Here is a 26,550-nt window from a genome sequence, read left to right as displayed (position 1 = left end):
AGAGATTAGGAAAGGAGCGATGGAAACATGCAAACGGTTAGTGAACCGGGTTGGCAGCTTGTGCTGGACAATTTGCCGTTTCTGTTCAAAGGGGCGGGGTATACGCTGCTGCTAACGGTCATCTCGATGTTCTTCGGATTGATCATCGGCGTTGTAGTGGCGATTGCGCGCATGAAGGGCAACAAGCTGGTGCGTGCGGTGGCACGCTTTTATGTATCGATTATTCGTGGTACGCCGGTGCTGGTGCAGCTGGTGATCGTGTATTACGGATTGACGGATTACGGCATTACGCTGGATGCAGTGCCTGCGGCGTGTATTGCGCTCAGTATCAATATCGGTGCGTATTTGTCAGAAACGTTTCGTGGTGCGATTTTGTCGATTCCAAAAGGGCAGACGGAAGCAGCATATGCGACAGGCATGTCTTCACTGCAAACGATGTGGCGCATTATTTTACCACAGGCGGCGCGGGTAGCGATTCCGCCGATGGGCAATACGTTTATCGGGATGTTAAAAGAAACGTCACTTGTGTCTGTTATTACGGTAACCGATCTGATGCGTTCGGCGGATCTGTTGATCGCGCAGTATTACGTGTATATGCCCTTTTATCTCGGCATCGCTATCATGTACTGGGTAATGAGTACGATCTTTGCTACGCTGCTGGAAATGGCGGAAAAGCGTTTGGCACGGGCGTATTGAGTAGGTAGCGAATCCTATACAGAGAGCATATGGAGGTGGACAAGATGATACAGATTCGCAATTTGTCCAAGCAGTTTGGCAAGCATCGAGTGCTGCATCAGATCGATCTGGATGTGCAGGCAGGCGAGATTGTTGTACTGCTCGGACCGAGCGGTTCAGGCAAAAGTACATTGCTGCGCTGTATTAACGGTCTGGAGGACTTGAGCAGCGGCTCTATTCAAGTGCAGGATCATCAGGTGAATAGCAGCATGTCGCCCCGGCAGCGACAACGCGAAATGGCGCAGATTCGTCGCCGTACCGGCATGGTTTTTCAGCAATTTAATCTGTATCCGCACAAGACGGCACTGGGCAATGTGACCGAATCGCTGCGTATGGTGAAAAAGATGAGTGCTATACAGGCACGTAATCTGGGCGAACGAATGCTGGAGCGTGTCGGCTTGCTGGACAAAAAGGATCAGTATCCATCGCGATTGTCCGGTGGACAGCAGCAGCGCGTTGGCATCGCGCGTGCGCTGGCGATGCAGCCGGAGCTGATCCTGTTCGATGAGCCGACATCTGCGCTTGATCCAGAACTTGTAGGCGAGGTGCTAGATGTGATGAAGTCGCTCGCTCGGGAAGGCATGACGATGATCGTGGTCACACATGAGATGAAGTTTGCACGGCAGGTGGCGAACAAGGTGATTTTTATGGATGAAGGTCGGATTGTGGAGCAATCTGAGCCGGAGGCGTTTTTTGAACAGCCATCTAGTGAGCGGGCGCAGCGTTTTCTAAGTAAGGTACTGGATCATTGATGTTGATGGATGAATAACAAGCGAAGAGTAGCATAGCATGTGAACATTGACGAACGATACTCTATAACATGCAATTCATCTGCGATACAGAATACAAACAATATGCCACATCAATGGCAAATCATGTGCAAAATAAAAACCAAATTCGTATAAAGGCAGGTACGACCCATGAATGTAACGACAGTATGGCACGGTGGACGTGCATTTGAATCGACAGGCCCTTCCGGTTATCCGGTCGGTATGGATGCGACTCCCGCTTATGGTGGACTGGGTAAAGGGGCAACGCCGATGGAGCTGCTGCTGGCAGGGCTGGCAGGCTGTATCGGGATTGATATTACGATGATTCTGGATTCGTTTCTGCATCAGATTGAGGGGATTCGGATTGAAGCGTATGGTACGCGCCGCGAGGAGATGCCAAAAGGATTTACCGATATTGATCTGATCTTCCACGTAGATGGCGAGATTCCAGATTATCGTGTCTGGCGCGCTATTCAGATGGGCAAAGAGAAGTATTGTGCAGTGTCCGATTCGCTGAGCGCGAATATTAACTATCGTCTGATTTTGAACGGTACAGAGATTGCCAAGCCAGCGACTACCTGAGTACAGGTGGGAATCGGAATATATTTGCATCGCTGCGATGATTACCGATTGTGGCGAAGCGGTTCGAAATGAAACTAAGCGAAAACCCGATTTCTTCTGCGGAAGGGATCGGGTTTTTTGCTGTTTTTAGCCGAGGGTTGGTGACGTCTTCGTTTCGTTATCTTTCTTCACCTGTATGTTGTTATGTATACTCTGTTATCTGATGAGTGATTCATCTATTGTGCAATTGCACAATAAATTTCGTCCATTCATCAATATGATTTGCTGACATCCCTTTATATAATGAAAGCGTGTTCACTATGTACGTAGGGGGAAGACGGGTATGGAAGGCTTAACGATTGGATGGCTTGGTGCGCTGGCAGGGCTGGCGCTTGCGATTATTTTGATTTTGCGTAAATTGAATCCGGTGTATGCGTTGTTTCTGGGCGCGATTGTCGGGGCGTTGCTCGGCGGTGCGAATCTGGAACAGACGGTTAGTATTCTTGTAAGCGGTACCCAGAGTGTGATGGGTACGGTACTGCGCGTGCTGGCAGCAGGTGTGCTCGCCGGTGTAATGATGGAATCTGGTGCGGCAGAGACGATTGCACAGGCGATTGTACGCAAATTTGGCGGTAGTAAGGCGATTCTAGCGCTTGCCTTGGCAACGATGATTATTACGGCAGTCGGCGTATTTATTCCAGTGGCGGTGCTGATCGTTGCGCCGATTGCGCTATCGGTCGGTCACAAGATGGGCATCTCCAAGCTGGCGCTACTAGTAGCATTGTCCGGCGGTGGCAAAGCGGGCAATATTATCTCACCCAATCCAAATACGATTGCGGCGGCGCGTGGATTCGATCTGGATCTGAGTCGTGTTATGCTGGCGGGCTTTGTCCCAGCGATTTGTGGGTTGGCGGTTGCGGTAATCGTCGCATCGCTGTTGAAACGTAAAGGCGATATGGTGTCTGGCGAGGAAGCGGACGACGGCGATGTGGACATGTCCAAATATCCGCCGCTGAGTCGTGCGATTGTCGCACCAGTCGTGGCAGTTGTGCTGCTGATGATCAACCCGATTGGCTCGATTGCAGGCATCGGCTGGCTGTCCAGCTTCAAGGTGGATGCGATGTACATTTTACCGATTGCAGGTATTGTTGGTATGCTCGCGATGGGACAGGCGAATAACATTGTAAAATATACAACCGCTGGCTTGAACAAAATGACAGCTACTGTACTCATTCTGGTCGGTGCGGGCGGGATCGCTGGTCTGATCTCGGCATCCAATCTGTCATCACAGGTGGTCGCGCTGATCGACGCATCTGGCATTTCCGGCACATTTCTGGCACCGATCTCCGGTATTCTGATGGCGGCGGCAACGGCTTCCACTTCAACTGGTGTCATTCTGGCGACGGGTTCCTTTGGTGAAGCGATTCTGAATATGGGCACCGCTCCACTGGCGGCGGCAGTCATGGTGCATACCGGAGCGACTGTCATTGATTCGCTGCCGCAGGGCAACTATTTCCATGTAACCGCAGACAGTATGAAGATGAGTATCCGTCAGCGTCTCGGTGTTGTACCGTATGAAGCGATGGTCGGCGGAACGATGGCAATTGTGGCAACGCTGCTGTATGGATTTTTGTTATAACAGCGAACGCGTATCTGTTCACGGATAGCGGTTCATTGGGCAAACTAAGTATTGTATAGGGAATATCTCTAATAGATCAATTACAACAGAGACGGAGTGGAGAGAGATGAGCGAACAGACATTTGTACTAGCGCCGGACTCATTCAAGGAAAGCATGACCGCCAAGCAGGTATGTGTGGCGATGGAACGTGGACTGCGCAACGTATTCCCGCAGGGGAATTATATTCATGTGCCGATGGCAGACGGCGGCGAAGGTACGGTGCAATCACTGGTGGATGCATCCGGCGGAACGATGATGCAGCTGGAAGTGAGCGGACCGCTTGGTGAGCCGGTATTGGCGAGTTATGGCATTCTCGGAGATGGACAGACGGCGGCGATTGAGATGGCATCGGCAAGTGGGCTGCATCTCGTGCCGCGTCAGCAGCGCAATCCGCTGATTACGTCCACATATGGTACGGGACAGCTAATTCTTGCCTGTCTGGAACAAGGGATTCGCAAAATCATTATCGGCATCGGTGGCAGTGCGACCAACGATGGTGGTGCTGGTATGGCGGAAGCGCTCGGTGTACGTTTGCTCGATGAGCAAGGGGAAGTGTTGCCACGCGGCGGTGCGGCGCTGGCGCAGTTGTCTCGTATTGATTGCAGTGGACTGGATCAGCGATTGCAGCAGACCGAATTGATCGTTGCCTGCGATGTGAGCAATCCACTATGCGGTGAGCAAGGCGCATCGCATGTGTTTGGTCCGCAAAAAGGGGCGACACCGGAGATGGTGCGCCAGCTAGACGACAGTCTGCATCATTATGCGGATGTGATTATGCGTGATCTGAACAAGGATGTGCGGGAGCTGCCGGGAGCGGGTGCGGCAGGCGGATTGGGTGCGGGACTGATGACGTTTACGCAGGCGACCTTGCAGCGCGGTATTGATATTGTGATCCAATACACCGGATTACGGGAGCAGCTGGAAGGGGCAGATCTGGTATTTACCGGCGAAGGCGGCATCGACTTCCAGACCAAATTTGGTAAAACGCCGCATGGTGTGGCACAGGCAGCCAAAGCCGCAGGCAAGCCGGTCATCGCTATTGCTGGGTATGTGGGCGAAGGTATCGACACGTTATATGAGGAAGGCATCGATGCTATATTCGGCATTGTGCCGGGTGCAGGCGAATTGGAACAGCTGTTAGAGCAAGGACCTGCCAATGTAGAGCGTACGATGGAAAATATCGGTCGTACGCTGAAGTTGTCGCTAGGATAAAGTCAATCTCACCATCATGGGGCAAAATACATCGCCAGCAATCCATGCGTCAATTCGATCAATTCCAGCCATTGCCGTGGATCGCGTCCGGTGATGGCTTGGATGCGTTTCAGCCGATATTGCAGCGTATTGCGGTGAATATTGAGAACCAGCGCTGTATCGTGAATACTGCCATTATGGAAAATAAAGCTGCGTAGCGTTTGCAGTAGATCGGCATGTTCTTCCAGCTTCACAACGGGGTTATGCGATGTCGTTACCGATTGTCCAAACTGAATGATGAATTGCAGCTGGTCATATGTGGCAAACGAAGTGTCCGGTTGCAGCGCCAGCAACACATTCATCGTATCGTGTGCCTGCGCATAGCTGTGCGCAATGAGAAATTCAGAGCGTCCGATGGTGAGTTGCGCCTGTGGTTGACGATGGCGCAACGTATCTAGCAAGGACGGCAATTCTGCTTCATGTTGTACGAAGATTAGCTGCATATCGTCCTGCTCGCTAGTTTGTTGAAAAGAAGGGAATTGCAGTAATAGCCGAGCGGTATGTTCATCTAAGCGCAAGCGGCGGACAAGCAGAACCGTTGTGCGCAGCAACAGATCCAGCCCGTATTCTGTCGCTTCCCGTCTCATACGCGGCGGATAGGCAGAGCCCGTGTAACGTAGCAGCTTTTCCAGAAATGCCTTTTTCCGATTCGCTTCATGTGCTAGACTTTCCAGTCGACTGCGCTGCTCGATCAACAGCGTAACCGTCGTACGCACCAGATTGCAGAACGGACGCACTTCGTCAGGGTCGCCGCTAATGCCAATAACACCAATGCGCTGACCGTTGATCACGATCGGCTCATTGGTGCCCTTTTTCTCCAGACGACCGTCCTGCCACACTTCGACCATCGTCCCGGTTTGTAGCGCGGCAACTGCTCCCTGATGAACCGTACCGATTCGCCGGGCATTGCCGCTGCCGATAATAATGCCTTGCTCGTTCATAATGTTTATATTGTACGGGATATCCTGCATCATTTTGTCGACGATATCCTGTGCTTGTCGATCTGAGAGCTTGTACATGTTCCGCCTCCTGGTCTATATACCGGGTTGTGCATCTGAACAAAGTATAGGTTCTCTTTTTACATAAAGTCAAAGACATACCGCACAACATGGAAAAAAACAGGTGCAGTATACGTAAGGCTGTCGACACGGCTGAGGTAGCTTTCCTTGAGCGCTTCCGCTTTGCCACTATCACCGATCAACAGATCGCGCTTGAGCACCGAAATGGTCAAACTACCGAAAAAGCCCGCCAGACTAATCAGCGCCCCGATGATCAACGTAAACCCTGTTCCAAATGGCGTCAGATACGGATGAGCGATATACGCTGCTGCAATCGTCGCGACAAAGGCACACGCAAAGCCCTCCCATGTCAGATATGGATTGGAAGTTGGTACGATTTTGCGTTTGCCGATATACATCGACGCTACATAATGCACCACATCGTTGAGCTGGGTAAGCAGCACGAGGAACAGCACCAGTCCACCACCATATTGCGGCGTGGCAAATGGGAAATATGCCATATGACTGAGACCGAATACCATCAGCATCAAGCCCCATTGGGTGGAGCTGACACTACGCAGGAAACCGCCAGTGCCTTTGTTAATTAGGCGCGGTAACGGTAACAGCAGGAACACATAGATCGGGATGAATACGATAAACATGCCGTACCAGCCGATATAGATCCAGTAAAATTGCAATGGAATCGCCAAATACGACCACAGAAATAACCGTCGATCCGCCTTGCGCGTGCGAATCATGGAGTAGTATTCCTTGAGTGCGAAGAACGTCAGCACCATCAGCGATAGCAGGGATACGATCTGGTTGAACAGCGTCGCCAGACAAAAGATAAAGAACATGCCCCACCATGTTTTGATGCGTGTGCCGATGAGACGGTAATCGCGCTCCGGCTGGATTTTGCCAATGATTATGTATACGAGCTGGACAATCAGTAAAGCTGCAAATACGAGAATGAGCGTAAGCAAAGATGCGCTCATATGCCATCACCGCCTATAGAGAAATAAGATTGCTCTGTCGTATCAAATATGTCGCAGCAGACAGAGGTTCCTATGTTATTATGAAGGAATAATGCCAACTTGATAAGAGGGGAATTGCAGCATGGACGAGGAACAATCCGTTTATATTTTGCTGACGAATACAGGGACGCTATTCACACGTATGATTGGGTTGTATACGAAGGCGCCTTACAACCATGCGTCGATCTCATTTGACCGTGAATTGAACGAGCTGTACAGCTTCGGACGCAAGCAGCCGAACAATCCGCTGAACGGCGGTTTTGTCAAAGAAAATATCCAGACTGGTACATACAACAAGTATCCGAATACCACGTGTGTGATCTACGAACTCAAGGTCACACCGCGTGAAGTGGACAAGATGAAGCGAGTGCTGCATATTTTTATCCGTAGCAGTCAGAAGTACGGTTACAATCTGCTCGGTATTATTGGAGTGGCGATTCAGGAGCCGGTGGAGTTTAGCAATTCTTATTTCTGCTCACAATTTGTGGCGGAGATTCTGCATCGTTCTGGCATTAAGCTGTGGAGTAAGCTGCCCGCGCTAGTCACACCAGAGGATTTGCGAAGCAGTGAGCGACTGCGTTTGGTATATGAAGGCAAGTTGAGCGAGTATGAACCAGAGGCGATGTGAGCCTGCATGGTTTGGAATGAATAGGCATGATCTGCACCATTCGAAAGAGGATATTATAAAGGAACACATGATATTGTTCTGCGATGAAAACGTAAAAATAGAACCTCACAATGAAAAGTTCAACTCCATTATGGAATTGAACTTTTCATTGCGGCATTCCTTTTGTGACGCTCCATTGTTTGGAATGAAATGAGCAGAGCAACTAGTGTAATATAGTATAATTTTATTTGCGTCTATACGTTATTAACAGAATAAATGATTATTTTGCTGACGACCAATCATACACCTGCTGCGCCATAACGTTCAGCGTCTGCAAAGCTTGCAAATACGGAGCAGGACCATAACTGATACGCGATACTCCGCACTGTGCCAAGGCATTCAGATCGACTTCGTGATTGACCATCACGTTGATGGGCAGTGGCGATTGCTTGCATAATGCTTCAATCAAGGACAGATCGCTTAGACCCGGTACAAACAATCCATTCGCTCCGGCTTCTGCATAGGCATGTGCGCGTTCCAGTGCCTGATCAACATGTTGAATAGAGTGCGAATCGGTCGGATGCTGGAAAAAGAGATCGGTTCGCTCGTTGATAAACAGCTGTCCATCATACAGATTGCCAGCATATCGTGCTGCCCGCAACCGTTCACTCTGCTCTGTGATAGAATACATTCCCTGACGATCCGGCAAACGGTCTTCCAGATTGATACCGACTGCTCCATACGATATGACTTGCAGGACGTGCCGCGCGATGATCTCAGGATCAGCGCCGTATCCGCTCTCAATATCAATCGTGACTGGTGTGCGCGTAACCCGGCAAATGCGCTGTACATTAGCCAGCATCAGTTCCCATGCTAACTGCTCGCTATCTTCATAACCGTGCGCGTGAGCGACTGCCCAGCTTCCGGTAGCAATTGCTGTAGCTCCAGCCTGCTCTACAGTGATGGCACTACCTGCATCCCAGACGTTCATCAGAATTAAGGGCTGCCCGGGAATGTGGAGCTTGTGAAATTGTTCCGTTTGTACGGCGAATGTGTTCATATGATGATTCCTCTCTTTTCATGTGGAAGTATAGGTGTATTATATCGTCCATTTACACAGATCATCGCCGAAAATCAGGCATTCATTTTCTGAATATGAATCAAATATACATAGGAACATAAACACACATAGGAGTATGAAACCAAGAGGAAGATTATGTGTTTAAATTACAATAATTAGAAAATAGTAGTTTCGCTATGGTGAGGAAGGTTAATAGTAGCCTATTAGAACATAACTCACCTTAGAGGAGCGAATAGATGATGATGAAGAAAATTCAAGTGATCGTGCTAGCTTCTATGCTAGTGTCCGCAGGTGCGGCTGTACCTGCCTTTGCAACGACAGGCGGTACAGGTGGGACGAGCGGCGGAACAGGCGCGGGGACTACAGGTACGGGAACTGATGGCGGAACTGGTACGAGCGGAGCGACAGGCACAGGAACAACCGGAACGACAGGAACGGATGGTACAACAGGCGGCACAACGAGTACGGATGGAACGGGTACAACCGATGGGAATATGGGTGGCACAACCGATTCTACTGGAAATACGACCGATCCTGCGGGAACCACAACACCGGGAACGGGCACCACGACCGATCCATCCGGTACAACAAACGGAACAGGTACAACGACCGATCCAGCAACAGGTACTGGAACAACCGATTCGACCGGCACGATGGGGACGGATAACGGAACCGGTGGTACAGGAACGACAGATACAAATGGAACGACCGGCACGACTGGAACAAGTGGTGGTACGATGAACATGAATGATATGGACGACATGGACGACATGGACAACGGCAGCAGCGGCAAATGGGGCTGGTTTGGTTTGCTCGGTCTTGCCGGACTGTGGGGATTGATCCCAAAACGTGAGCGTCCGAACAGACGATAGGTTGATTAAGCTACGAACAATGGAAGTGTAATAGTATGCGAATCATACAAACAGACCCGCTAAGCAAAGAGAAGTTTCTCATTTTGCTTAGCGGGTCTGTTTGATACATGGATCAGCATGGATATACGAAAAACAAGCTAGTATTCATACCTTCAACGCATCATGCCGACTCTCATGATTAAGCAGCCAATCTTTGCGTGTCAGTCCGCCCGCATAGCCGCCAAGTTCGCCGCTGGAAGTGATCACGCGGTGACAAGGGATGATGATCGCCAGCTGGTTGGAGCCGTTAGCACGGGCGACAGCGCGCGAAGCCGTAGGACGACCAAGCTGTAGAGCGATACCCTGATAAGAACGGGTTTCGCCCACTGGAATCTGCATCAACTCTTGCCAGACACTTTGCTGAAACGGTGATCCGATCATGCGAATCGGAGTGGAGAAGTGTAGCGATGTTCCAGCAAAATACTGTTCTAACTCCTGCTCGATCAATTCGATGACATCGTTCATGCCCGGAATAATCGCTGACCCTGTGCGCAAACGCAATCGCTCTACTTCGCGCTCCAATCCACGCCGATCGACGAACTCCAGCAGAACTAGCGCCTGCTCGTCAGCGATAGCGATCATGGGACCAAGCGGCGTATCCAGCCATGCTGCCTTGAGGATCTGCTGCTCATTCAATTTGGTCGGAGCATCCCCCATAATGCGGGCAAACGCATCGCGAAATCCACTGCCGGATTCATATCCGGTATACAGCTGACTGTCGATCACGCTCTGACCGGAACGAATTTGCTTGAGTGCCAGACCCATTCGACGGGCACGGGCATATTCGACAAACGTCATACCGAACCGCTTTTTAAACTGACGGCGCGCCGTCGATTCGTCGATGGACAGTGCGCGAAAATCCTGCGTATTCCAGCGTTTCTCTGGGTTATTCTCCACCGCTTCCACCAGTGTACGGATCACGTCCGATACATGATTGGGATGCGATAGCGGACGGCAGCGCTGACAAGGTCGAAAGGATGCCAGTAGCGCCTGCTGCGCATGTTCAAAAAACTCACAATTTTCAAACTTCGGCTTGCGCGCCGGACAGGTTGGACGACAGAAAATGCCAGTCGTTTTGACACCGACGTAGAATAATCCTTCATATTCAGTATTTTTGGAGATCAGCGCCTGATAGTATTCTTGCTTGCGATCCAATGTAATCATATCCACACGTCCTTTTTCGTAAATGCTTGAGTGTATATGTAGTATATCGTCTGTCTAAAATGGTCATCGCCGAAAATCAGGCATTTATTTTTTTGTTGTATATGTTGTTTTTGTTGGAATTTATTATAATACAATATATACTAAATGCAAAGGTGGTGTTGTAATCATGAAGCAGGAAGAACATATTTTGTGGGACACAGTAGAACTATTATGTGAACAGCAGCAGTATGAGAAGGCGGGCGTAATATTGAAGAGTATCGTCCAACGTATCTTTACTTTATTTCGTTTACCGGCAGATACACTGGATGGTGTTTCGTTTGAAGTCTCATCTACTACTGTATTGGTCAGTTTGCACAAACAGGAACGGACAATACGCCAACAGGTTATGGCACAAGATATTGAACGGGCTGCTACGACTTTGCAAGCGTATCTTGGCATACTTGAACAACTCATATCTCCAACTCAGCGTTCGGGCTGGATCCAGCAGATCATGTCTCGGCTAGTTGTAGCTCATTATTATCAAGCTTCTGTTGTTTCCGGTAACTGGGCAAATTCGGAGAAAGTACATGAACAGCGCGTCTCTTATGCGAGCAGTGTATATACATCCAAAGAAGCGGCAACATTGATCGGTGTTAGTGACCAGACTATTCGCCGCTGGTGCGAAGCGGGCAAATATCCAGATGCTTATCAGACGGAAGGTGGACACTGGCGTATTCCGCATTCTTATTTTAAATTAAATCCGGCACAGGCTCAGCATCGAAAGGATTTTGCGCTTAAACTTGATGTGTACAATGCCCGGCAGGGAGTAACAGATGAAAGCGAATTCCTCTAAACACGTTGTTGCATTGCTAGATACAACTGTATTGTGCGGTGCCATTCGTAATGACGGTATTAATCGACGGTTGCTTCTATTGGCAGCAGATTATTGTTCATTTAAACCAGTACTCTCCAGAGTATGCTTGATGGAATTTTATCAAAAGGCACTATATGACGGAATAGCTGGAGTCGTATATCCACTTCATATAGTAGAACAGTTTCTTGATTACTTCATTTATCCGATTCTGGAGGATTTGCCTGCCGTTAATAGCCAAGTGGGCAGACATCATTGGGAGATCGTGAAACGGCAGCATACGGATGTAGGGCAAGCGCTGGCAGAATTGAGTGGTTTTACAACCGAACAGGCAGTAGCATTAGCTAAACAAATGGGGGTTGGCAATTCACTTTCTCTTTACGATCCTCAAGATGTACATGTATGGGTGACAGCACTTCGTCAACAGTGCCATTATATTGTGACAAGCAATACCCAACGGTTTCCACAGCAAATTGGTACAATCATCCGAATACGCCCGGGTGAATTTTACAACTATTTACTATAATAGTTAAATCTATAGTAAATAGATGTACAAATAGAAAATACTAAGCATATTGTTGGATTTGTTGCTTTTTTTATTTAAAATAGATAGATTTAGTCCCTCAGCTTCTCCAAAATCTCCTCCATCTTTTTCAATTTACGATAAATGGCGGAGCGGTCGATGCCAAGCTGTCGGGCGGCTTCGGTGCTGTTGTTGCCGCAGGATTGCAGCATCTGGCGGATATAGCGTCCTTCGGTCAGAGCAGTATAGTCCTTCAGGCTGGCGATGCGGCTACGGTTAGCTTGAATAAAATGGTCAAGAGCAAACCAGTCGCTCACCCGTTCTACCGGCGGCGGCTGATGCAGTCCGGTTTGGTCGGTGATGATCAGTCGCTCGATATAATTGCGCAGCTCGCGCGCATTGCCATGCCACGGCTCGGTCAACATGCTCTGAAATTGCTCGGCGGGTAGTACATATTGTTTACCATATACATGATTAAAATGGGAAATAAAGCTGGAAATCAACCCGACCAGATCAAGCTTGCGACTGCGCAGTGGCGGGATATGGATCGGGATCACGCTGATCCGGTAATACAGATCTTCGCGAAATTGTCCCTGTTTGACCATATTCCACAGATCGCGATTGGTGGCGCAGATAATCCGGCAGTGCATACGTACCGATTCGGTGCTGCCAGTACGCCGAAATTCGCCTCGTTCCAGCACGTCTAACAGCTTCGCCTGCATATCCAGTGGCAATTCGGCAATCTCGTCAAAGAACAGTACGCCGCCATGCGCCACTTCAAACAATCCCTGCTTGTCCTCATTCACACCCGGCATCACGCCACGTACATAACCGAACAATTCATATTCAAACACAGCCGCCGGAATAGCGGCACAGTTAATCGGAATAAATGGACCGTTCCAAGTGCTGCTCTGGCGATGAATATATTTGGCGATGACGGACTTGCCTGTGCCGGATTCACCGAGAATAAGCACTTTACTGTCATACGAAGCGATCTGGTCGCACACCTGAATAATCTGCTTCATCGCCAGACTTTCGGCAACGACGCCGCTGGCGCGAGCAGCGGCAGATGTAGGCAGAGGCAGCTTATCGTTGCCCGCTTCTGCCTTGTCAGCCGTAGACACAGTAGCCATAACTGAAGTTAGCGACGGTTGTACACCGCGATAGCCACTGGAGCTGGTCACGACAAGCTGGACTTCGCCAGTATTGTCGATGATCGGGACGGCAGTTGATTTGACGCGAAAGCCTTGAATGGTATGGATATACTGGGATACCTTTTGACGGGAGTGGATGGCTTTCATCGTGACGGATTCACTGTAATAGCCGGATTTGACGAGATCCTGCACATTGTGACGCAGCAATTCCTCTAGCGGAATACCAAGCGTCAAGGCAGTGAATTCATTGGAAATGAGAATATTACCCTGTGCATCGGTCACAAACAGGGTAGAAGGGGATTGTCCGTCACTGCGGGACGAACGAGATGTATGGGGTGGTCTAGGCATGATGAGATCAACTCGCTTTATGATCGGTTTCGGACTGCTTTCTTTTATTATACAAAGCCTATTCGGGAAAAGTCAGTAGATTGCCGTACGATTTGGCGAAATGTTTAGCAGAATCGCGCGTATGCTGCATGATCCTATGCACAGCAAAGCCGGGTTATTCTTGAACGGCAGAATCCCCCGGCTTTGACAGCCACTACTGAAATCAAGCAAGATATTCGGTTTCCTTTGTAAAACAGATCGTACGGATTTCCATTGTGAGATGTTCCTATTGTTCGAGACTAGCAAGACTTACGAAATGTCGCTTAAATCTCGACCGTTTGTCCACCTGTGATACGGGTATTGCCCAGCTGTTGCAGCAATGCCTGCGCTTCGCTGAACATACTCGTGATCATTTGCTCTACGGTCGTAATCTCATTGCACATACCGCAAATCTGACCTGCCATTACGGAGCCACGATCAGTATCGCCTTCGAATACGGCTTTGCGTAATGAACCGAGGCTAATTTTCTCCAATTCTTCGCGGGAGGCATGTTCATTTTCCAATTTCAGAAAATCGGCGATCATCCCATTTTTGATACTGCGAACAGGACCGCCGATGCTACGTCCCGTTACAGTGGTGCTAGTATCATCGGCATCCAATACGGCTTGCTTGAAATTGTCATGTGTCGGGCATTCTACCGTAGTCAGAAAGCGCGTACCGACCTGTACACCTTGCGCACCGAGTGCAAAGGCTGCGGCAATCCCACGTCCATCCGCTACACCACCAGCCGCAACGACTGGAATAGACACGGCACTGGCAACCTGCGGTACAAGTGCCATCGTAGTCGTTTCACCGATATGACCGCCTGCTTCGGTGCCTTCTGCGACCAGCGCATCTACGCCGAGGAGTTCCATTTTTTTGGCGATTTTGACGGATGGGATCACAGCGATGACGGTGATGCCGTGTTCTTTGAACGTCGTCATATAAGGTGCTGGTGTACCGGCGCCAGTCGTAACGATATTGACTTGTTCTTCAATAATAACCTGAATCAATTCTGGAATATTCGGCATCATCAGCATCAGATTGACGGCAAATGGCTTGGTTGTATGATTGCGAACTTTGCGAATTTCTTCACGAAGTACATCAGCTGACATTCCACCGGAACCGATAATACCGAGACCGCCTGCATTGGATACGGCGCTTACGAGTGGTTCGCGTGCAATCTGTGCCATTGCACCTTGGAAAATCGGATATTGGATACCGAGCAATTGAGTGATTGTTGTAGACATGGGGATTCCCTCCAAAAGTTAAATTGTACATCTTGCAATATAGATAAAGGGTCATGAGGATCCTTACAAAGAAACAGCGATAGTGTTGCTGTGTACGTTATGCCGCTTTGACCGTATCTGGTGTACTTTGCTGTGGCTTGCTATCCAGCGCCCGATACAAAAAGGTAAGTCCGAAGCCGACTAGCGCAATCACTAGCGCGATGTAGAAGGCATTGGTGAACATGCCGCCATTGGCTGCTGCGACCGAGTTGGCGATCCGTGGACCGAAGAAGGCAGCACCAGAGTAGCCGATAAAAGTCACACCGTAATTGACGCCATAATATTTCATCCCGAATTTCTGACCGACGATAGAGGGGAAGACGCCCATCGTACCGCCGAAGCACAAACCAATACCGACAATCGCAACGGCAAAGCCGAGAGTGGACGAGGTGAGCGCCAGCGTCAGCATCATCACAGCGATGACGAGGTAGATCATCATCAGGCAGCGAATTTGACCAATCCGGTCGGATACTGCACCCCATACGACCCGTCCGAGACAGTTGCTAAGCGAGTACAAACTGACATACAGCGCTGCTACACCAGCGGATAAGCCGAACATCGTTTGCCCGATAACAGACGCGTTGGACGTAACCATCATGCCAGACAATGCGCCGATCAGAAACAGACAGGCAATCACGTAAAAGATCGGCTGACGCAGCATTTGCCGCCAGTTCATGGATGGCGTGCCTGCCCGCGCATTTCCGGCTGCCGGAGGAATATAACCTGCGGGTACGTAACCTGACGGGCAGTCTGTAGTTAGCAATCCACCGCTCAGTATGATGACGAGAAATACACTGCCTAGTATAATCATCGCTTGATGTACGCCAGAGCTAATAATTAGTGCACTGGCAATCGGTGCAATGAGAATAGTTCCGCCGCCGTACCCGGCAGTCACGATACCAGCTGCCAATCCGCGCTTGTCCGGGAACAGCTTGACTGTATTGCCGATTGTAGCGGAGTAGACGATCCCTTGACCCAGCCCGGCGATCACGCCATACGTAACATAGAGCATCCACGGCGCTGTCGCCATTCCCGATAAAATAAAGCCAAGCCCGAACATCGCGCCACCGAGGAAGATCGCCGTTCGCGCTCCGCCACGGTCAACCAGCTTGCCGCCCAGAATCATCGGAATCGGCGAGATGGCACCATTGATTGTAAAAGCCAGCATAATCTGCGGCATCGACGCATCCAACACCTTACTCAGTGGCATCGCGAAGATGCTAAACGCATAGATGGAGCCGACGCAAATATTAATCAGTACAGCGGCAATCAGGATCCGCCAGCGATTCAGTTGAATAGTTTCCATCGATAAAGTCCTTTCTGCACGAAGGATCGTGATCCAACCTCGCAACGGTGATCATTTGGAGTACCGTATGTTCCTTGTTGGATGATCCTGTATTTGCAATACAATATTATGAATGGAGCGGATTTTAGAGGGCACTGCCAACCGGTTCAGCGGCTGTTGTCGGTGTGCCGTTCTGCTCGATAATTCCGCGCAATTTGCCCCAGTGTTCGCGGAAGATGCCGTCGTCCATCACTTTCAGATCTGGTGAAATGACAGGTACGAATTCCATCTGATCCAGAACTTGCGTTTGCAGATCGATGCCGGGTGCAATCTCGATCAGGGTCATATGACCATTTTGCAATTCGAACACCGCACGTTCGGTTACATACACGACAGGCTGATTCACTTTGGCAGCATACGAACCGCTGAATGTAATCTGCTGCACCTGTTTAAGGAACTTTTTCGCTTTGCCTTCTTGGAGAATGCGCAATTGTCCGTCTTCTACGGCGATTTGCAAGCCGCCAGCAGTGAACGTTCCGGCGAAGACTAGCTTTTTGGCAGATTGGGAAATGTTGATAAAGCCGCCGCAACCGGCAACACGTGTACCAAATTTACTAACGTTCACGTTGCCATGCTCATCCGTCTGTGCCAGCCCTAATACCGACAAGTCAATCCCGCCGCCATCGTAAAAGTCGAACTGAGCATCGTGATTGACGATCGCTTCAGAGTTGTACGCATGTCCGAAGTCCTTGATGCCTGCCGGTACGCCGCCGATCGAACCGGCTTCGGTCGTCAGAATCAGCTGGTCACTCGCCTGTTCCTCAGCGGCTACCGTAGCGACGCACACCGGAATGCCGACGCCCAGATTGAGGACGGTATTCGGTACAAGCTCGGCAGCGGAGCGGCGGGAGATAATTTTGCGTTCATCCAGCGGGATGTGCTCCATAGATTCCATCGGTACTTTGATATGCCCGGCAAATGCAGGATTGTACTGCGTATTCTCGGTTTGGAAATGGTTCTGTGGTTGCGAGATTACGAGATGATCGATCAGAATGCCGGGTACTTTGATATCTTTTGGATGCAGCGTGCCGTTTTTGGCAACTGCTTCGACCTGTGCGATCACGATGCCGCCAGAGTTGCGCACCGCCTGCGCAATCGGCAGCACTTCCATATGCAGCCCTTCTTTTTCAAGAGTGAGATTGCCGTTCTCGTCGGCTACCGTACCGCGGATCAGAGCAACTTGAATCGGGAACGTTTTGTAAAAGAGCCATTCTTCGCCTTCCAGTTCGATGACTTTGACGAGTTCTTCCGTAGTGCGTGGCGACATTTTGCCACCTTCGACACGGGGATCGACGAACGTTTCCATGCCGACCTTAGTAATGACGCCGGGACGCTTGGCGGCGATCTCGCGGAACAGCTGGGTAATGACGCCTTGCGGCAGATTGTACGCTTCGCATTTATTGTCTTCGATCAGCTTTGCCATCGCAGGGGAGGCAATCGCGATGCCGCCGATCCAGCGTTTGACCAGACCTTCGTGTCCGAAATGGCTCATGCCTTTGTCCCGACGATCGCCAACCGCACTGGCATGGATCACAGTCAGATTACGCGGATGACCGGATTGTAGAAATCGTTCTTCGATGGAAATACCCATCTCTTCCGCCCAGCAGGATAATCCGAACCCGCTCGCGGCGACAGTCGCTCCATCAGGAATCAGGGCAGCAGCTTCAACAGCAGAAATAACTTTGGACATGATCATTCACTCCTTGGATAAAATAAGAAATACGATACGGCAAGCATATGGTGTACATACAGAATCCGATGCCTCAATAAAAGAGGTGAGTAGATTGGACGACATCATTAGAAGAACAATGGAACAACAATAGAACTATTCAAAATCCAGTAAAGTTCATAAGATATTTTGTGAAAATATTCACTTATAGAGAGATGTGAATGCCTTCTGTTGGAATGCATCAGAAATATTTGTGAATATTTTCACTTGAATCATAATACCAGATAGATCAGTCGTCAACAGGGTGGGGAAGCATACCAAATGCAGTACAAACATGTTGCAAAATTGCGAATAGATAGTAGAAATGGCGAGAAATTTGAAGAGGAAATGCCCCTATGTACATACGTTCGGCAGGAACATATAGCGTACAAGCATACAAATGGTAGTACTAGATCAGAAGATGAACATGTAGCGGTACGTCTTACTACCAAAATATTGAACATCAAACCTACTGCATATGTCATGATTGTCATTATGTATAGAACTAACTGGCAAAATCGCAATGTGATAACGATCCAGCATACAAACCAAGTGATTCCAACAGCAATAGTCGCAAAAATACGACACCTAAAGTAAATATCCGGCGTATCGTCCACCATATAGCCATCGGATGAGCGAAAGGCAGCTCAAATTCCCAAGCTTGAACATCCATTCAACCCAAATAGCCTGATCATCCACGCAAAGATTCCGAAAAAAATTTTGCATGTCCGATCAGGCTATGTATTTGGTATTTTTGCTACATTAGAATATGGACAGTCTGGAAAATGCTACAATATCCATTCCTTATACCTGAACTCAGTGTACGGCTACGATTACACTGTCTCTGGCACAATGACGTCCACATGCGCTGGCAAAATGTGCATATGAATTGGCAGTGTCGGACCTTCTTCACCATCGACATTCGTACGTACCGGCTCTGTCGAGCTGACGGTAATCTGACGCGCGGTAAAATAAGTCACGTCCTGATGATCCTTCAAATTGCCGAGCAGCAAGGAAGTGCCTACCGCCAGCGTATTGAACAGATTCAGGTTATGAATAATAAAACCATGCAGCAAGCCGTCATCGACCTCTGCATCTGGAGCAATCTTCTCAAAGCCGCCAACCGAATTGGTCAGCGTAGCGATGAACAGTGGCGATTCGCCTGACCACGTCTGTCCGTCATACTCGATGACTAGCGGTGAAGCAGAACCTCCAACCAGCTCACGGAACCCTTCGCGGAAATAAGCCAGTGCGCCGAGCTTGGACTTATCTTCCGAGCTAACGGATGATAGCGATTCCGCCATGGAACCGGCAGCTACGACATTCGCGAACAGCTGATCATTCAGTCGTGCCATATCGACCTTGCGTGTATTGGATGACAGCAAGGTGCGAATCGCCTCATCTGTCTGAAGCGGAATATTCAATGCGCGCGCAAAGTCATTTACTGTTCCGAGTGGAATCACACCCAGCTGTGGACGATGCTGTTGATCCAGCAGCCCGTTAATTGTCTCATGCAGCGTACCGTCGCCGCCAATCGACACCACCAGATCAAAGCAGTCTGCGCATGCGGAAGCACAATATTTGGTCGCATCCAGCTCTTTGGCAGTTTCGTTGATCACGACATCATATCCAGCTTCGTCGCGCAGCAATTGTTCGACTTTTTCTACATATTCTTGTGCCTGCTCCTTACCGGAGGACGGATTGATAATAACCATAGCTCGCTTCACGGGCAATGTTCCTTTCTATTGTGAAATGGATATTGGAGTATACATAAGATGATATACAAGACGTTATATGGAATGCGAAGGCGATCAAAACCTCAGCGTATCGCATGTGTCAAAAGGGAAATAGGATGATCTGCTACATCACTGCATGTATTATATACCCCAAAATAAAGACTCTGCTGTCGATTCCAGCAGAGCCTTTTTGTAAAAATATTACGAACGATCAGAATAGTGCTTGCTATGCTATCGACTTACGATTGCGCCTGCAAATATACCGAGAACGTAGTGGATTGACCGACAGTGCTAGTAACTTCGATTCGTCCCTTGTGCTGCTCGACGATCGATTTGGCGATAGCAAGCCCCAATCCATGACCGCCCAACTGCCGCGCACGCGACGTATCGGTACGATAAAAGCGATCAAAGATGCGGGGCAGATGCTCGGCAGCGATGCCATCGCCCGTATTTGTTACCGCTAGCGCGATCTGGCTACCCTGACGTTGCAGCGTCAGGTGGATGCTGCCGTTTTTGTTACAATATTTGATCGCGTTATCGAGCAGAATCATAGTCACCTGATGCATCTGTTGACTACTGCCCTCGACCATCAGACCGGGCGTAATCTCGTAATCCAGCGTCAGATTTTTCTCGAAAATGACAGCTTCCATCGTCAGAATAATATTTTCCACCGTATCGCTCAGATCGAAGGGAGTGTATACCATCGGAGTGCGCGTATTTTCCATCTCAGTCAAATACAGCAGATCGCCGGTAAGCCGCGCCATGCGCTCCGTTTCGCCTTTGATATAATGCAGCCATTTGGACTGGTCACGAATCGTATCGTCAGGATTGGCAAGTAGTACATCCGTATTGGTGTTAATGACCGCCAGCGGTGTCTTCAGCTCATGGGAAGCGTCGGCGATAAATTGCTTCTGCTTCTCAAATGCTTCACGCACTGGCTGAATCGAACGATTCGCGAAGTAACGACTAGTGAAAAAGAGTAGAACCAGCATAACGACACCAACCGCGGCAAAAGTATACACCAGATTGGTCAGAATTTCCTGCCGGGCGGTAATATCGAGAAACGTATACAGAAATCCGTCATTCAGCGGTTGCCGGATAAATGTCCATGTGCTGCCGTCCAGCGTAAACTGTCCGCGCTGCCCAGCATGATCCAGCGCTTCCTGCAATGCGCTCGTATAGACACTACTGTCGATATCGACCTGTGATTTCTGGTTGATCACGCTGCCCTTGCTATCCGTCTCAATCATAAATGCAACCGCACGTTCTGGCGTACCGTTCATCATATTCCCGCTAGATGTAGTAACGGCACTTTGACTGGCAGTGACGGCTGTCGTTGTCGTATCGTCCGAAGCTGCTGCATTTGCTGTAGTACTGGATGTATCAGCGGTAGTAGATAGTACAGCGGCGCTCGTACTTTGGGCTTCGGTACCTGTCGTCAGGCTAGCCGTGGTGGTTGATGTACCGCTGTCTGTACTGGATGTATCATCGCTCGACGTTGAGGTAGAATTGGAATTGCCGCCATTGTTTTGCGAGCCGGGCGGACCTTGACCGTTGCCAGGATGCATGTACGTTTCGGAAATGCGGTTGATTTCCTGCTGCACATCATTTTGTACATTTCGATACGTGATCGTATAAATGGAAACGAATGCGACGATCATCAGAATCGAGATCGTCGCCAGATTCAGAATCAAAAAACGATTGCGCAGTTGTTTGAACATTACTCGCTCACCTCAAGTACATAGCCCACATTGCGGATCGTGCTGATCTTGGTAGTAGAATGCAGGAAATTCAGCTTTTTGCGCAGGAACGATACATACACTTCCACATTGTTATGCTCCGCCTCAGAATCAAAGCCCCATAGCTTCTCAATAATCTGCTCTTTGGATGTGATCGATTGCTTGCGCACGATGAGCAGCTCTAACAATTCCGTTTCTTTCAAATTCAGCTTCATTTCTTTACCGCCTACCGTCAGCTTGAGATTGGCAGCATGCAGCTCCAGATCGCCATAGCGCTGCGAATCGTCTGGTGGCACTTCGCCTTTGCGACGCAGAGCGGCGCGAATACGCGCCATCAGTTCTTCGGATGAGAACGGTTTGGCGATATAATCATCAGCGCCATAATCTAGCCCGGTCACTTTATCGGAAATCTCGCCTTTGGCGGTTAGCAGAATGACCGGTGTAGAATCGCCTTGATTGCGCAGCGTTTTGAGTACGCTCATGCCATCCATTTCTGGCATCATAATATCGAGCAGCAGCAGATCATAAATGCCGCTCTGCGCATAGTCTAGCCCGGTACGCCCGTCATGCACGGCGTCTACGGAATAGTTATGCTTTTTCAAAATCTGCATCAATGCTTCCGCCAGATGCAGCTCATCTTCTACGATCAGTATTCTCATTGGAGATTCTCCTTCATCTATGAATATTCCGGCGCTGTATCGCCGGGTACAGGTGGATTGTTGTGTTTAGTATAGCGTCGTAAGCTTTAGCGAACCTTAATAGAACGGGGAAGCCTGCTCATTTCCAATACGGACGACGCTGTTCTGATCGATTGGATGTGGATCAGATTATTACCAGAGTATCACAGGTTGTAGCTTGTTGGTGAATCAAATACTACTTGTTGGTACAAGGGAATATCCGAACATATATCCGCAAACGGATGGTCCAAATTAGTGCGGATAGCACTTTCTGGAAATTAACACTTTCTTTTATGAGTCAAAAGAACTAATATAGTAAATAAGTAGTGGTCTGATTATTGCAAATTCAGAGCAAGTCTGTTCCCCAGCAACACATACGTTAGGCAAAACGATGGCAATTCCATAACCTGATGTGCTTCAAAAAGCAGGTTCATCGGTATCGCATACAACACTTTCATCTAGTAACAATGTATTTACGCATGATTATATACGGGGGACGGAACACGACATGCGCAGAGAGGAGAATATACAATGACGAACATTCAAGTTTTGATTGCTGACGATAACCGGGAATTTACGTACATGTTGTCGGACTACATCTCCCAGCAGGAGGATATGCAGATGGCAGGTGTGGCTGCACACGGAGAGGAAGTATTACGTATGCTGCATATGATGCCTCAACTGCCGGACGTGCTAATTCTGGATATTATTATGCCGCATCTGGACGGACTTGGTGTGCTGGAGCGATTGCAGGATTGGAAAGGCAAACCACTGCCGAAGATCATCATGCTGACTGCGTTTGGGCAGGAGAATATTACCCAGCACGCTGTAGAGCTAGGGGCTTCTTATTATATTGTGAAGCCGTTTGATCTGGATATGCTGATGAACCGTATTCGCCAGCTGATTCAGGGAGCTGGCAAAGAAGTCGCAGCGCCTGCCCCATCATCCCGACCAGCAACGCCAGCGATCCGTTCATCGATGTCTACCGCCGTGTCGCCCGGTAACGTACGTAATCTGGAGATTGATATCACTGTGATTATGAATGAAATCGGTGTCCCACCGCATATTAAAGGCTATAAATTTCTGCGCGAAGCGATCGCACTCATTCACCAGAATCCCGGTATTCTCGGCTCGATGACGAAGATCCTATACCCACAAATCGCCGAAACATACGACACCACCCCACCACGAGTCGAACGCGCCATCCGCCACGCCATCGAAGTTGCATGGGCACGCGGCAACATGGACAGCATCAACAACCTATTCGGCTACGAAGTCCATGCTACCCGCAACAAACCGACGAACAGTGAATTCATCGCGCTGATTGCGGAACGATTGCGCTGGGATCACAGCATGTCGAACACTTGATGCACTACCGCATGTCACAGTCCAAATGACAATCCACAATTCACATAACCATCCATCCGACACTACTCCCAACTCAATAGAGGAGTAGTGTTTTTTATGCTGTAACAACAGCAGAATCATACCTAGACCGATACACAATGCGATACATAGTAAATCATGAACAAATGAAGACGTACCTATATTACAAAAAAGACTGCCCAATGGACAGTCTCGCAATATATCAATATTAACTACGTTGTTTAGAAATGACTTCGCGCATAAACGATCGAATTTCGTTCATTTCATCATCGGATGGCGGAACAGCATAAACATCAGAGTGAGAAGATCGAAGTCCCAGCGTTGATTTGAGCGTAGTTGAAGCGTTCAGCATACTTTTATTGTTTGTTTTTACATGAACTGTTTTTGTAACGCCATCGGTTATGATCCGAATATCTTTTGCCATATGATCATCTCCTTTAATAATAGTATAATTCTATCAGTCTATTTGCGGCAATAGAATCTATGTACATTCTTGTTGTACCACCCATCTGATGGGCACCAATGCGATCTACATAATAGCTAATTTTTTCAGACTTAGACACTAAAGATACATACCCTTCAAACCCTGATTCAATACTTTGGCGACAAACTTCACCAATCAAAACATCCGCCACATTAACATATATTCGGTTAGGATTACCGTATCTATTTGAAGGGGCACTTTCTAAAAGAGAAATAAATGCAAATCCTTCGTCTAAATGATAAGAAACAGCGCCCTCTATCATACGATTTCCTGGCACAATCAACTTATATGCTTGGGACAGTGAACGTTTATTACAATAATTGCTCCAATCAAAAGCCGGCTCCCAGCCTAATTTACGTAGAGAGATAGCTTCATTTAACGCCATTTTTTTAAATACAGCAATAGTAAGTATACACACCCTGACGATCTTTTAAATGCCAATCAGGCATACAGCTTTTCTCCCCTCTAACTATTATACCAAATTACTAAGAAACCCCCCTGAATTTTAGAAGAAATTTCAGTATTTATTATATATATGATGATCTTATAATTCTATGTTGTTTATATATTTCGAATACTTTAGTACCTATCATTCCTCCCCCACCAAAACGTAAATCTTTTTAAAACGAAACCTGAAATTCCTACCCCCAATTTCAGCTTCACCACGCATATCTTCATAAAAAAACAAGTTTTTCTCATCAACCATCTACTACATCCTACTGCATCATTTTCCCCGCTATTAATGAAAGAAAAATTTCACCCATCCCACCTCTACAATCAAAATGCAGATATTTGTAAATTTATTATCGCAATGTAAAACATTTAAGATTCACTAAAGGTTCCCACCGTAAGATACAAACATAAGCAACAGACACACAGTCAAAACAAACGACACACAGTCAAAACAAACGACAAACGGTTCAAAACATAGAGCACGTCGCATCACACATACGAGAGGAAATGATGAACATGGCTATTGAAGTGTTTAACCGCTACGAAAGCAAATACCTGATGAACACTGCCAAATTTAACGAGTTGTACGCCGACCTGCTGGAATACATGGAACTGGATGCTTACAACAAGCAGCACGACTTTTACAGCATCAGCAACATCTACTACGACACACCGAGTAACACACTGATCCGCGAAAGCTTATCCAAACCGAAGTACAAAGAAAAGCTTCGCCTTCGTGCTTACGGTGTACCGGATGTCAACGCCAAAGTATACCTGGAGATCAAAAAGAAATTCACCGGGCTGGTCAACAAACGGCGCACGGCGCTGCGGCTGGATGAAGCATACGAATTTGTACGCACCGGTGTTGCTCCTGAACTTCAAGATTACATGAACAAGCAGGTCGTGAACGAAATCAGCTACTTCCTACGACTGTACGATCTGGCGCCAAGGTTGTATCTCTCTTACGACCGCAAAGCATTGTTCAGCAAAGAAAGCCGCGATCTACGGATCACCTTCGACACCAACATCCGCTGCCGACGCTACGATCTGAAGCTGGAGCAGGGCGATTACGGTGAACAGCTGATGGAACCGGATCAATGGCTGATGGAAGTCAAAGCGGAAAACACCGTTCCTCTCTGGTTATCCAAACTACTCGGTAAGCACGGGCTATACCGCACCGGCTTTTCCAAATACGGCAATGAATACAAGAAAATGATCAAAAATCGCAACCAACCGACACCAATCTTGCCAACTCTTCAACCGCAGCTGGTTCCGGTCAACGAACCAGTCATCACTATCCCTACCGAAAAGGAGACGATCCTCTATGCTTGACAGTTTGTTTAACAGCACATTAAGCACCAGCACGACCGACCTCACACTGAGCGGCGCGCTGATCACGATTCTCATCTCAATCATCCTCGGCGGTATTATCAGCCTGACGTATATGAAAACGAACAAAGCCGGTTTCTCCCAAAGCTTCACCTTAACGATGGTACTGCTTCCCGTCATCGTCGCCATCATCATCCTGCTGATCGGCAGCAACATCGCTAGAGCATTCAGTCTCGCCGGTGCCTTCTCGATCATCCGTTTCCGTAGTGCACCCGGCGATCCCAAAGACATCGCATACGTCCTGTTCACAATGGCAGCCGGTCTTGCAGTCGGTACCGGATACTACGGTTACGCGGTACTGTTCACCCTGATCCTGTGCGTACTGATGCTTCTGCTGAACCGCTTCAACTTCGGTCTTAAGAAAACCGAGCAACGCATGCTGAAAGTGACCATCCCTGAAAACCTAGGCTACGAAGAAGCCTTTAACGAAGTATTTAACAAATTCGACGTTCAATATGACCTGAAAAAAATCAGAACGACCGAGTTAGGCAGTCTGTACGAACTTGTGTATCTCGTCACCATGAAGCCAACAACGAATCAAAAGGAATTTCTGGACGACATCCGCTGCCGCAACGGCAATCTGGATCTGTCCCTGACGATGAGCCCAACACCTGTCAACGAATATTAAGCATCTGAAAACTCCGGCAGTTGCATATCTCC

Annotated in this window: 25 protein-coding genes; 12 read left to right on the top strand and 13 right to left on the bottom strand. The window is 48.6% G+C overall.

Annotated features, from left to right (window positions below; all coding sequences use genetic code 11):
• Positions 1-27: 27 nt before the first annotated feature.
• The 5 genes from ACE3MZ_RS23250 (at position 28) to ACE3MZ_RS23230 (ending at position 4,957) form a co-directional block, all read left to right on the top strand.
• A complete protein-coding gene (locus ACE3MZ_RS23250; protein WP_411344444.1) occupies positions 28-696 on the top strand; it encodes an amino acid ABC transporter permease in 669 nt (222 codons plus the stop codon).
• Positions 697-740: 44 nt separating this feature from the next.
• The gene (locus ACE3MZ_RS23245; RefSeq protein ID WP_411344443.1) at positions 741-1,487 is read left to right on the top strand and encodes an amino acid ABC transporter ATP-binding protein; all 747 of its coding nucleotides are present in this window, start codon (positions 741-743) and stop codon (positions 1,485-1,487) included.
• A gap of 168 nt (positions 1,488-1,655) precedes the next feature.
• Complete coding sequence (locus ACE3MZ_RS23240; protein WP_411344442.1) at positions 1,656-2,087, top strand: OsmC family protein; 432 nt, start codon at positions 1,656-1,658, stop codon at positions 2,085-2,087.
• Between the two features lie 322 nt (positions 2,088-2,409).
• Positions 2,410-3,705 carry a GntP family permease gene (locus tag ACE3MZ_RS23235; protein WP_411344441.1) on the top strand — a complete coding sequence of 432 codons (1,296 nt, stop codon included), beginning with the start codon at positions 2,410-2,412 and terminating at the stop codon, positions 3,703-3,705.
• 106 nt (positions 3,706-3,811) lie between these two features.
• Positions 3,812-4,957: a glycerate kinase gene (locus tag ACE3MZ_RS23230; protein WP_411344440.1), complete on the top strand. Its 1,146-nt coding sequence runs from the start codon at positions 3,812-3,814 to the stop codon at positions 4,955-4,957.
• A 14-nt stretch (positions 4,958-4,971) separates the two neighbouring features.
• Here ACE3MZ_RS23230 and ACE3MZ_RS23225 read toward each other — a convergent pair whose 3' ends face one another.
• Positions 4,972-6,015, bottom strand: a complete 1,044-nt coding sequence (locus ACE3MZ_RS23225) for a CdaR family transcriptional regulator (protein WP_411344439.1) — start codon at positions 6,013-6,015, stop codon at positions 4,972-4,974.
• 59 nt (positions 6,016-6,074) lie between these two features.
• Positions 6,075-6,989, bottom strand: coding sequence for a phosphatidate cytidylyltransferase (locus ACE3MZ_RS23220; RefSeq protein ID WP_411344438.1), 915 nt, complete (start codon positions 6,987-6,989; stop codon positions 6,075-6,077).
• A gap of 121 nt (positions 6,990-7,110) precedes the next feature.
• Between ACE3MZ_RS23220 and ACE3MZ_RS23215 the strand changes: the two genes are divergently transcribed.
• Entirely contained in the window at positions 7,111-7,656 is a 546-nt protein-coding gene (locus ACE3MZ_RS23215) for a hypothetical protein (protein ID WP_411344437.1), read from the top strand.
• 259 nt (positions 7,657-7,915) lie between these two features.
• Here ACE3MZ_RS23215 and ACE3MZ_RS23210 read toward each other — a convergent pair whose 3' ends face one another.
• The gene (locus tag ACE3MZ_RS23210) at positions 7,916-8,695 is read right to left on the bottom strand and encodes an isocitrate lyase/phosphoenolpyruvate mutase family protein (RefSeq protein WP_411344436.1); all 780 of its coding nucleotides are present in this window, start codon (positions 8,693-8,695) and stop codon (positions 7,916-7,918) included.
• A 257-nt stretch (positions 8,696-8,952) separates the two neighbouring features.
• On the opposite strand from ACE3MZ_RS23210, the gene ACE3MZ_RS23205 reads away from it, so the two are divergent.
• Positions 8,953-9,588, top strand: coding sequence for a hypothetical protein (locus ACE3MZ_RS23205; protein ID WP_411344435.1), 636 nt, complete (start codon positions 8,953-8,955; stop codon positions 9,586-9,588).
• A 144-nt stretch (positions 9,589-9,732) separates the two neighbouring features.
• Here ACE3MZ_RS23205 and ACE3MZ_RS23200 read toward each other — a convergent pair whose 3' ends face one another.
• Positions 9,733-10,791, bottom strand: a complete 1,059-nt coding sequence (locus tag ACE3MZ_RS23200) for a bifunctional transcriptional activator/DNA repair enzyme AdaA (protein WP_411344434.1) — start codon at positions 10,789-10,791, stop codon at positions 9,733-9,735.
• Positions 10,792-10,957: 166 nt separating this feature from the next.
• Here ACE3MZ_RS23200 and ACE3MZ_RS23195 point away from each other — a divergent pair, with 166 nt between their 5' ends.
• Both ACE3MZ_RS23195 and ACE3MZ_RS23190 read left to right on the top strand, forming a co-directional pair.
• Positions 10,958-11,623, top strand: coding sequence for a MerR family transcriptional regulator (locus tag ACE3MZ_RS23195; protein WP_411344433.1), 666 nt, complete (start codon positions 10,958-10,960; stop codon positions 11,621-11,623).
• A complete protein-coding gene (locus ACE3MZ_RS23190) occupies positions 11,604-12,167 on the top strand; it encodes a PIN domain-containing protein (RefSeq protein ID WP_411344432.1) in 564 nt (187 codons plus the stop codon). Before ACE3MZ_RS23195 ends, ACE3MZ_RS23190 begins: the two co-directional genes overlap by 20 nt.
• 89 nt (positions 12,168-12,256) lie before the next feature.
• Here ACE3MZ_RS23190 and ACE3MZ_RS23185 read toward each other — a convergent pair whose 3' ends face one another.
• The 7 genes from ACE3MZ_RS23185 to ACE3MZ_RS23155 all read right to left on the bottom strand — a co-directional run bounded on the left by ACE3MZ_RS23185 (position 12,257) and on the right by ACE3MZ_RS23155 (position 22,160).
• Positions 12,257-13,666 carry a sigma-54 interaction domain-containing protein gene (locus ACE3MZ_RS23185; protein WP_411344431.1) on the bottom strand — a complete coding sequence of 470 codons (1,410 nt, stop codon included), beginning with the start codon at positions 13,664-13,666 and terminating at the stop codon, positions 12,257-12,259.
• Between the two features lie 302 nt (positions 13,667-13,968).
• The gene (locus ACE3MZ_RS23180) at positions 13,969-14,934 is read right to left on the bottom strand and encodes a DUF561 domain-containing protein (RefSeq protein ID WP_411344430.1); all 966 of its coding nucleotides are present in this window, start codon (positions 14,932-14,934) and stop codon (positions 13,969-13,971) included.
• A 97-nt stretch (positions 14,935-15,031) separates the two neighbouring features.
• Positions 15,032-16,279: an OFA family MFS transporter gene (locus tag ACE3MZ_RS23175; RefSeq protein WP_411344429.1), complete on the bottom strand. Its 1,248-nt coding sequence runs from the start codon at positions 16,277-16,279 to the stop codon at positions 15,032-15,034.
• Positions 16,280-16,403: 124 nt separating this feature from the next.
• Positions 16,404-18,008, bottom strand: a complete 1,605-nt coding sequence (locus ACE3MZ_RS23170) for an acyl CoA:acetate/3-ketoacid CoA transferase (protein ID WP_411344428.1) — start codon at positions 18,006-18,008, stop codon at positions 16,404-16,406.
• An 851-nt stretch (positions 18,009-18,859) separates the two neighbouring features.
• A complete protein-coding gene (locus ACE3MZ_RS23165; RefSeq protein WP_411344427.1) occupies positions 18,860-19,753 on the bottom strand; it encodes a diacylglycerol/lipid kinase family protein in 894 nt (297 codons plus the stop codon).
• A 248-nt stretch (positions 19,754-20,001) separates the two neighbouring features.
• Entirely contained in the window at positions 20,002-21,483 is a 1,482-nt protein-coding gene (locus ACE3MZ_RS23160; RefSeq protein ID WP_411344426.1) for a sensor histidine kinase, read from the bottom strand.
• Entirely contained in the window at positions 21,483-22,160 is a 678-nt protein-coding gene (locus tag ACE3MZ_RS23155; protein WP_411344425.1) for a response regulator transcription factor, read from the bottom strand. The genes ACE3MZ_RS23160 and ACE3MZ_RS23155 overlap by 1 nt, the downstream gene beginning before the upstream one ends.
• Before the next feature lie 549 nt (positions 22,161-22,709).
• On the opposite strand from ACE3MZ_RS23155, the gene spo0A reads away from it, so the two are divergent.
• Positions 22,710-23,546 (top strand): sporulation transcription factor Spo0A, encoded by an 837-nt coding sequence (gene spo0A, locus ACE3MZ_RS23150; RefSeq protein WP_411344424.1) that lies wholly within the window; start codon positions 22,710-22,712, stop codon positions 23,544-23,546.
• Positions 23,547-23,772: 226 nt separating this feature from the next.
• Here spo0A and ACE3MZ_RS23145 read toward each other — a convergent pair whose 3' ends face one another.
• Positions 23,773-23,988 (bottom strand): hypothetical protein, encoded by a 216-nt coding sequence (locus tag ACE3MZ_RS23145; protein WP_411344423.1) that lies wholly within the window; start codon positions 23,986-23,988, stop codon positions 23,773-23,775.
• A 13-nt stretch (positions 23,989-24,001) separates the two neighbouring features.
• The gene (locus ACE3MZ_RS23140) at positions 24,002-24,466 is read right to left on the bottom strand and encodes a hypothetical protein (protein WP_411344422.1); all 465 of its coding nucleotides are present in this window, start codon (positions 24,464-24,466) and stop codon (positions 24,002-24,004) included.
• A 551-nt stretch (positions 24,467-25,017) separates the two neighbouring features.
• Between ACE3MZ_RS23140 and ACE3MZ_RS23135 the strand changes: the two genes are divergently transcribed.
• Both ACE3MZ_RS23135 and ACE3MZ_RS23130 read left to right on the top strand, forming a co-directional pair.
• Positions 25,018-25,833 (top strand): polyphosphate polymerase domain-containing protein, encoded by an 816-nt coding sequence (locus tag ACE3MZ_RS23135; protein WP_411344421.1) that lies wholly within the window; start codon positions 25,018-25,020, stop codon positions 25,831-25,833.
• Positions 25,826-26,518, top strand: a complete 693-nt coding sequence (locus ACE3MZ_RS23130; protein WP_411344420.1) for a DUF4956 domain-containing protein — start codon at positions 25,826-25,828, stop codon at positions 26,516-26,518. The genes ACE3MZ_RS23135 and ACE3MZ_RS23130 overlap by 8 nt, the downstream gene beginning before the upstream one ends.
• Positions 26,519-26,550: the final 32 nt, after the last annotated feature.

It is taken from the genome of Paenibacillus sp. WLX1005 (assembly GCF_046603685.1).
Lineage (GTDB): Bacteria > Bacillota > Bacilli > Paenibacillales > Paenibacillaceae > Saccharibacillus.
Note: the sequence above shows the minus strand (reverse complement) of the source record. Positions and strands in the feature narration are given on the sequence as shown.

Bases quoted from the DNA above. Each gene is read 5' to 3' on its own strand.
- ACE3MZ_RS23215 (WP_411344437.1), top strand. From the start codon at position 7,111: ATGGACGAGGAACAATCCGTTTATATTTTGCTGACGAATACAGGGACG.
- ACE3MZ_RS23200 (WP_411344434.1), bottom strand. From the start codon at position 10,791: ATGATTACATTGGATCGCAAGCAAGAATACTATCAGGCGCTGATCTCC.
- ACE3MZ_RS23160 (WP_411344426.1), bottom strand. From the start codon at position 21,483: ATGTTCAAACAACTGCGCAATCGTTTTTTGATTCTGAATCTGGCGACG.
- ACE3MZ_RS23240 (WP_411344442.1), top strand. From the start codon at position 1,656: ATGAATGTAACGACAGTATGGCACGGTGGACGTGCATTTGAATCGACA.
- ACE3MZ_RS23170 (WP_411344428.1), bottom strand. From the start codon at position 18,008: ATGTCCAAAGTTATTTCTGCTGTTGAAGCTGCTGCCCTGATTCCTGAT.
- ACE3MZ_RS23175 (WP_411344429.1), bottom strand. From the start codon at position 16,279: ATGGAAACTATTCAACTGAATCGCTGGCGGATCCTGATTGCCGCTGTA.
- ACE3MZ_RS23235 (WP_411344441.1), top strand. From the start codon at position 2,410: ATGGAAGGCTTAACGATTGGATGGCTTGGTGCGCTGGCAGGGCTGGCG.
- ACE3MZ_RS23220 (WP_411344438.1), bottom strand. From the start codon at position 6,989: ATGAGCGCATCTTTGCTTACGCTCATTCTCGTATTTGCAGCTTTACTG.
- ACE3MZ_RS23205 (WP_411344435.1), top strand. From the start codon at position 8,953: ATGATGATGAAGAAAATTCAAGTGATCGTGCTAGCTTCTATGCTAGTG.
- ACE3MZ_RS23185 (WP_411344431.1), bottom strand. From the start codon at position 13,666: ATGCCTAGACCACCCCATACATCTCGTTCGTCCCGCAGTGACGGACAA.
- ACE3MZ_RS23250 (WP_411344444.1), top strand. From the start codon at position 28: ATGCAAACGGTTAGTGAACCGGGTTGGCAGCTTGTGCTGGACAATTTG.
- ACE3MZ_RS23225 (WP_411344439.1), bottom strand. From the start codon at position 6,015: ATGTACAAGCTCTCAGATCGACAAGCACAGGATATCGTCGACAAAATG.
- ACE3MZ_RS23155 (WP_411344425.1), bottom strand. From the start codon at position 22,160: ATGAGAATACTGATCGTAGAAGATGAGCTGCATCTGGCGGAAGCATTG.
- ACE3MZ_RS23230 (WP_411344440.1), top strand. From the start codon at position 3,812: ATGAGCGAACAGACATTTGTACTAGCGCCGGACTCATTCAAGGAAAGC.
- ACE3MZ_RS23190 (WP_411344432.1), top strand. From the start codon at position 11,604: ATGAAAGCGAATTCCTCTAAACACGTTGTTGCATTGCTAGATACAACT.
- ACE3MZ_RS23130 (WP_411344420.1), top strand. From the start codon at position 25,826: ATGCTTGACAGTTTGTTTAACAGCACATTAAGCACCAGCACGACCGAC.
- ACE3MZ_RS23135 (WP_411344421.1), top strand. From the start codon at position 25,018: ATGGCTATTGAAGTGTTTAACCGCTACGAAAGCAAATACCTGATGAAC.
- ACE3MZ_RS23210 (WP_411344436.1), bottom strand. From the start codon at position 8,695: ATGAACACATTCGCCGTACAAACGGAACAATTTCACAAGCTCCACATT.
- ACE3MZ_RS23180 (WP_411344430.1), bottom strand. From the start codon at position 14,934: ATGTCTACAACAATCACTCAATTGCTCGGTATCCAATATCCGATTTTC.
- ACE3MZ_RS23195 (WP_411344433.1), top strand. From the start codon at position 10,958: ATGAAGCAGGAAGAACATATTTTGTGGGACACAGTAGAACTATTATGT.
- ACE3MZ_RS23145 (WP_411344423.1), bottom strand. From the start codon at position 23,988: ATGGCAAAAGATATTCGGATCATAACCGATGGCGTTACAAAAACAGTT.
- ACE3MZ_RS23245 (WP_411344443.1), top strand. From the start codon at position 741: ATGATACAGATTCGCAATTTGTCCAAGCAGTTTGGCAAGCATCGAGTG.
- spo0A (WP_411344424.1), top strand. From the start codon at position 22,710: ATGACGAACATTCAAGTTTTGATTGCTGACGATAACCGGGAATTTACG.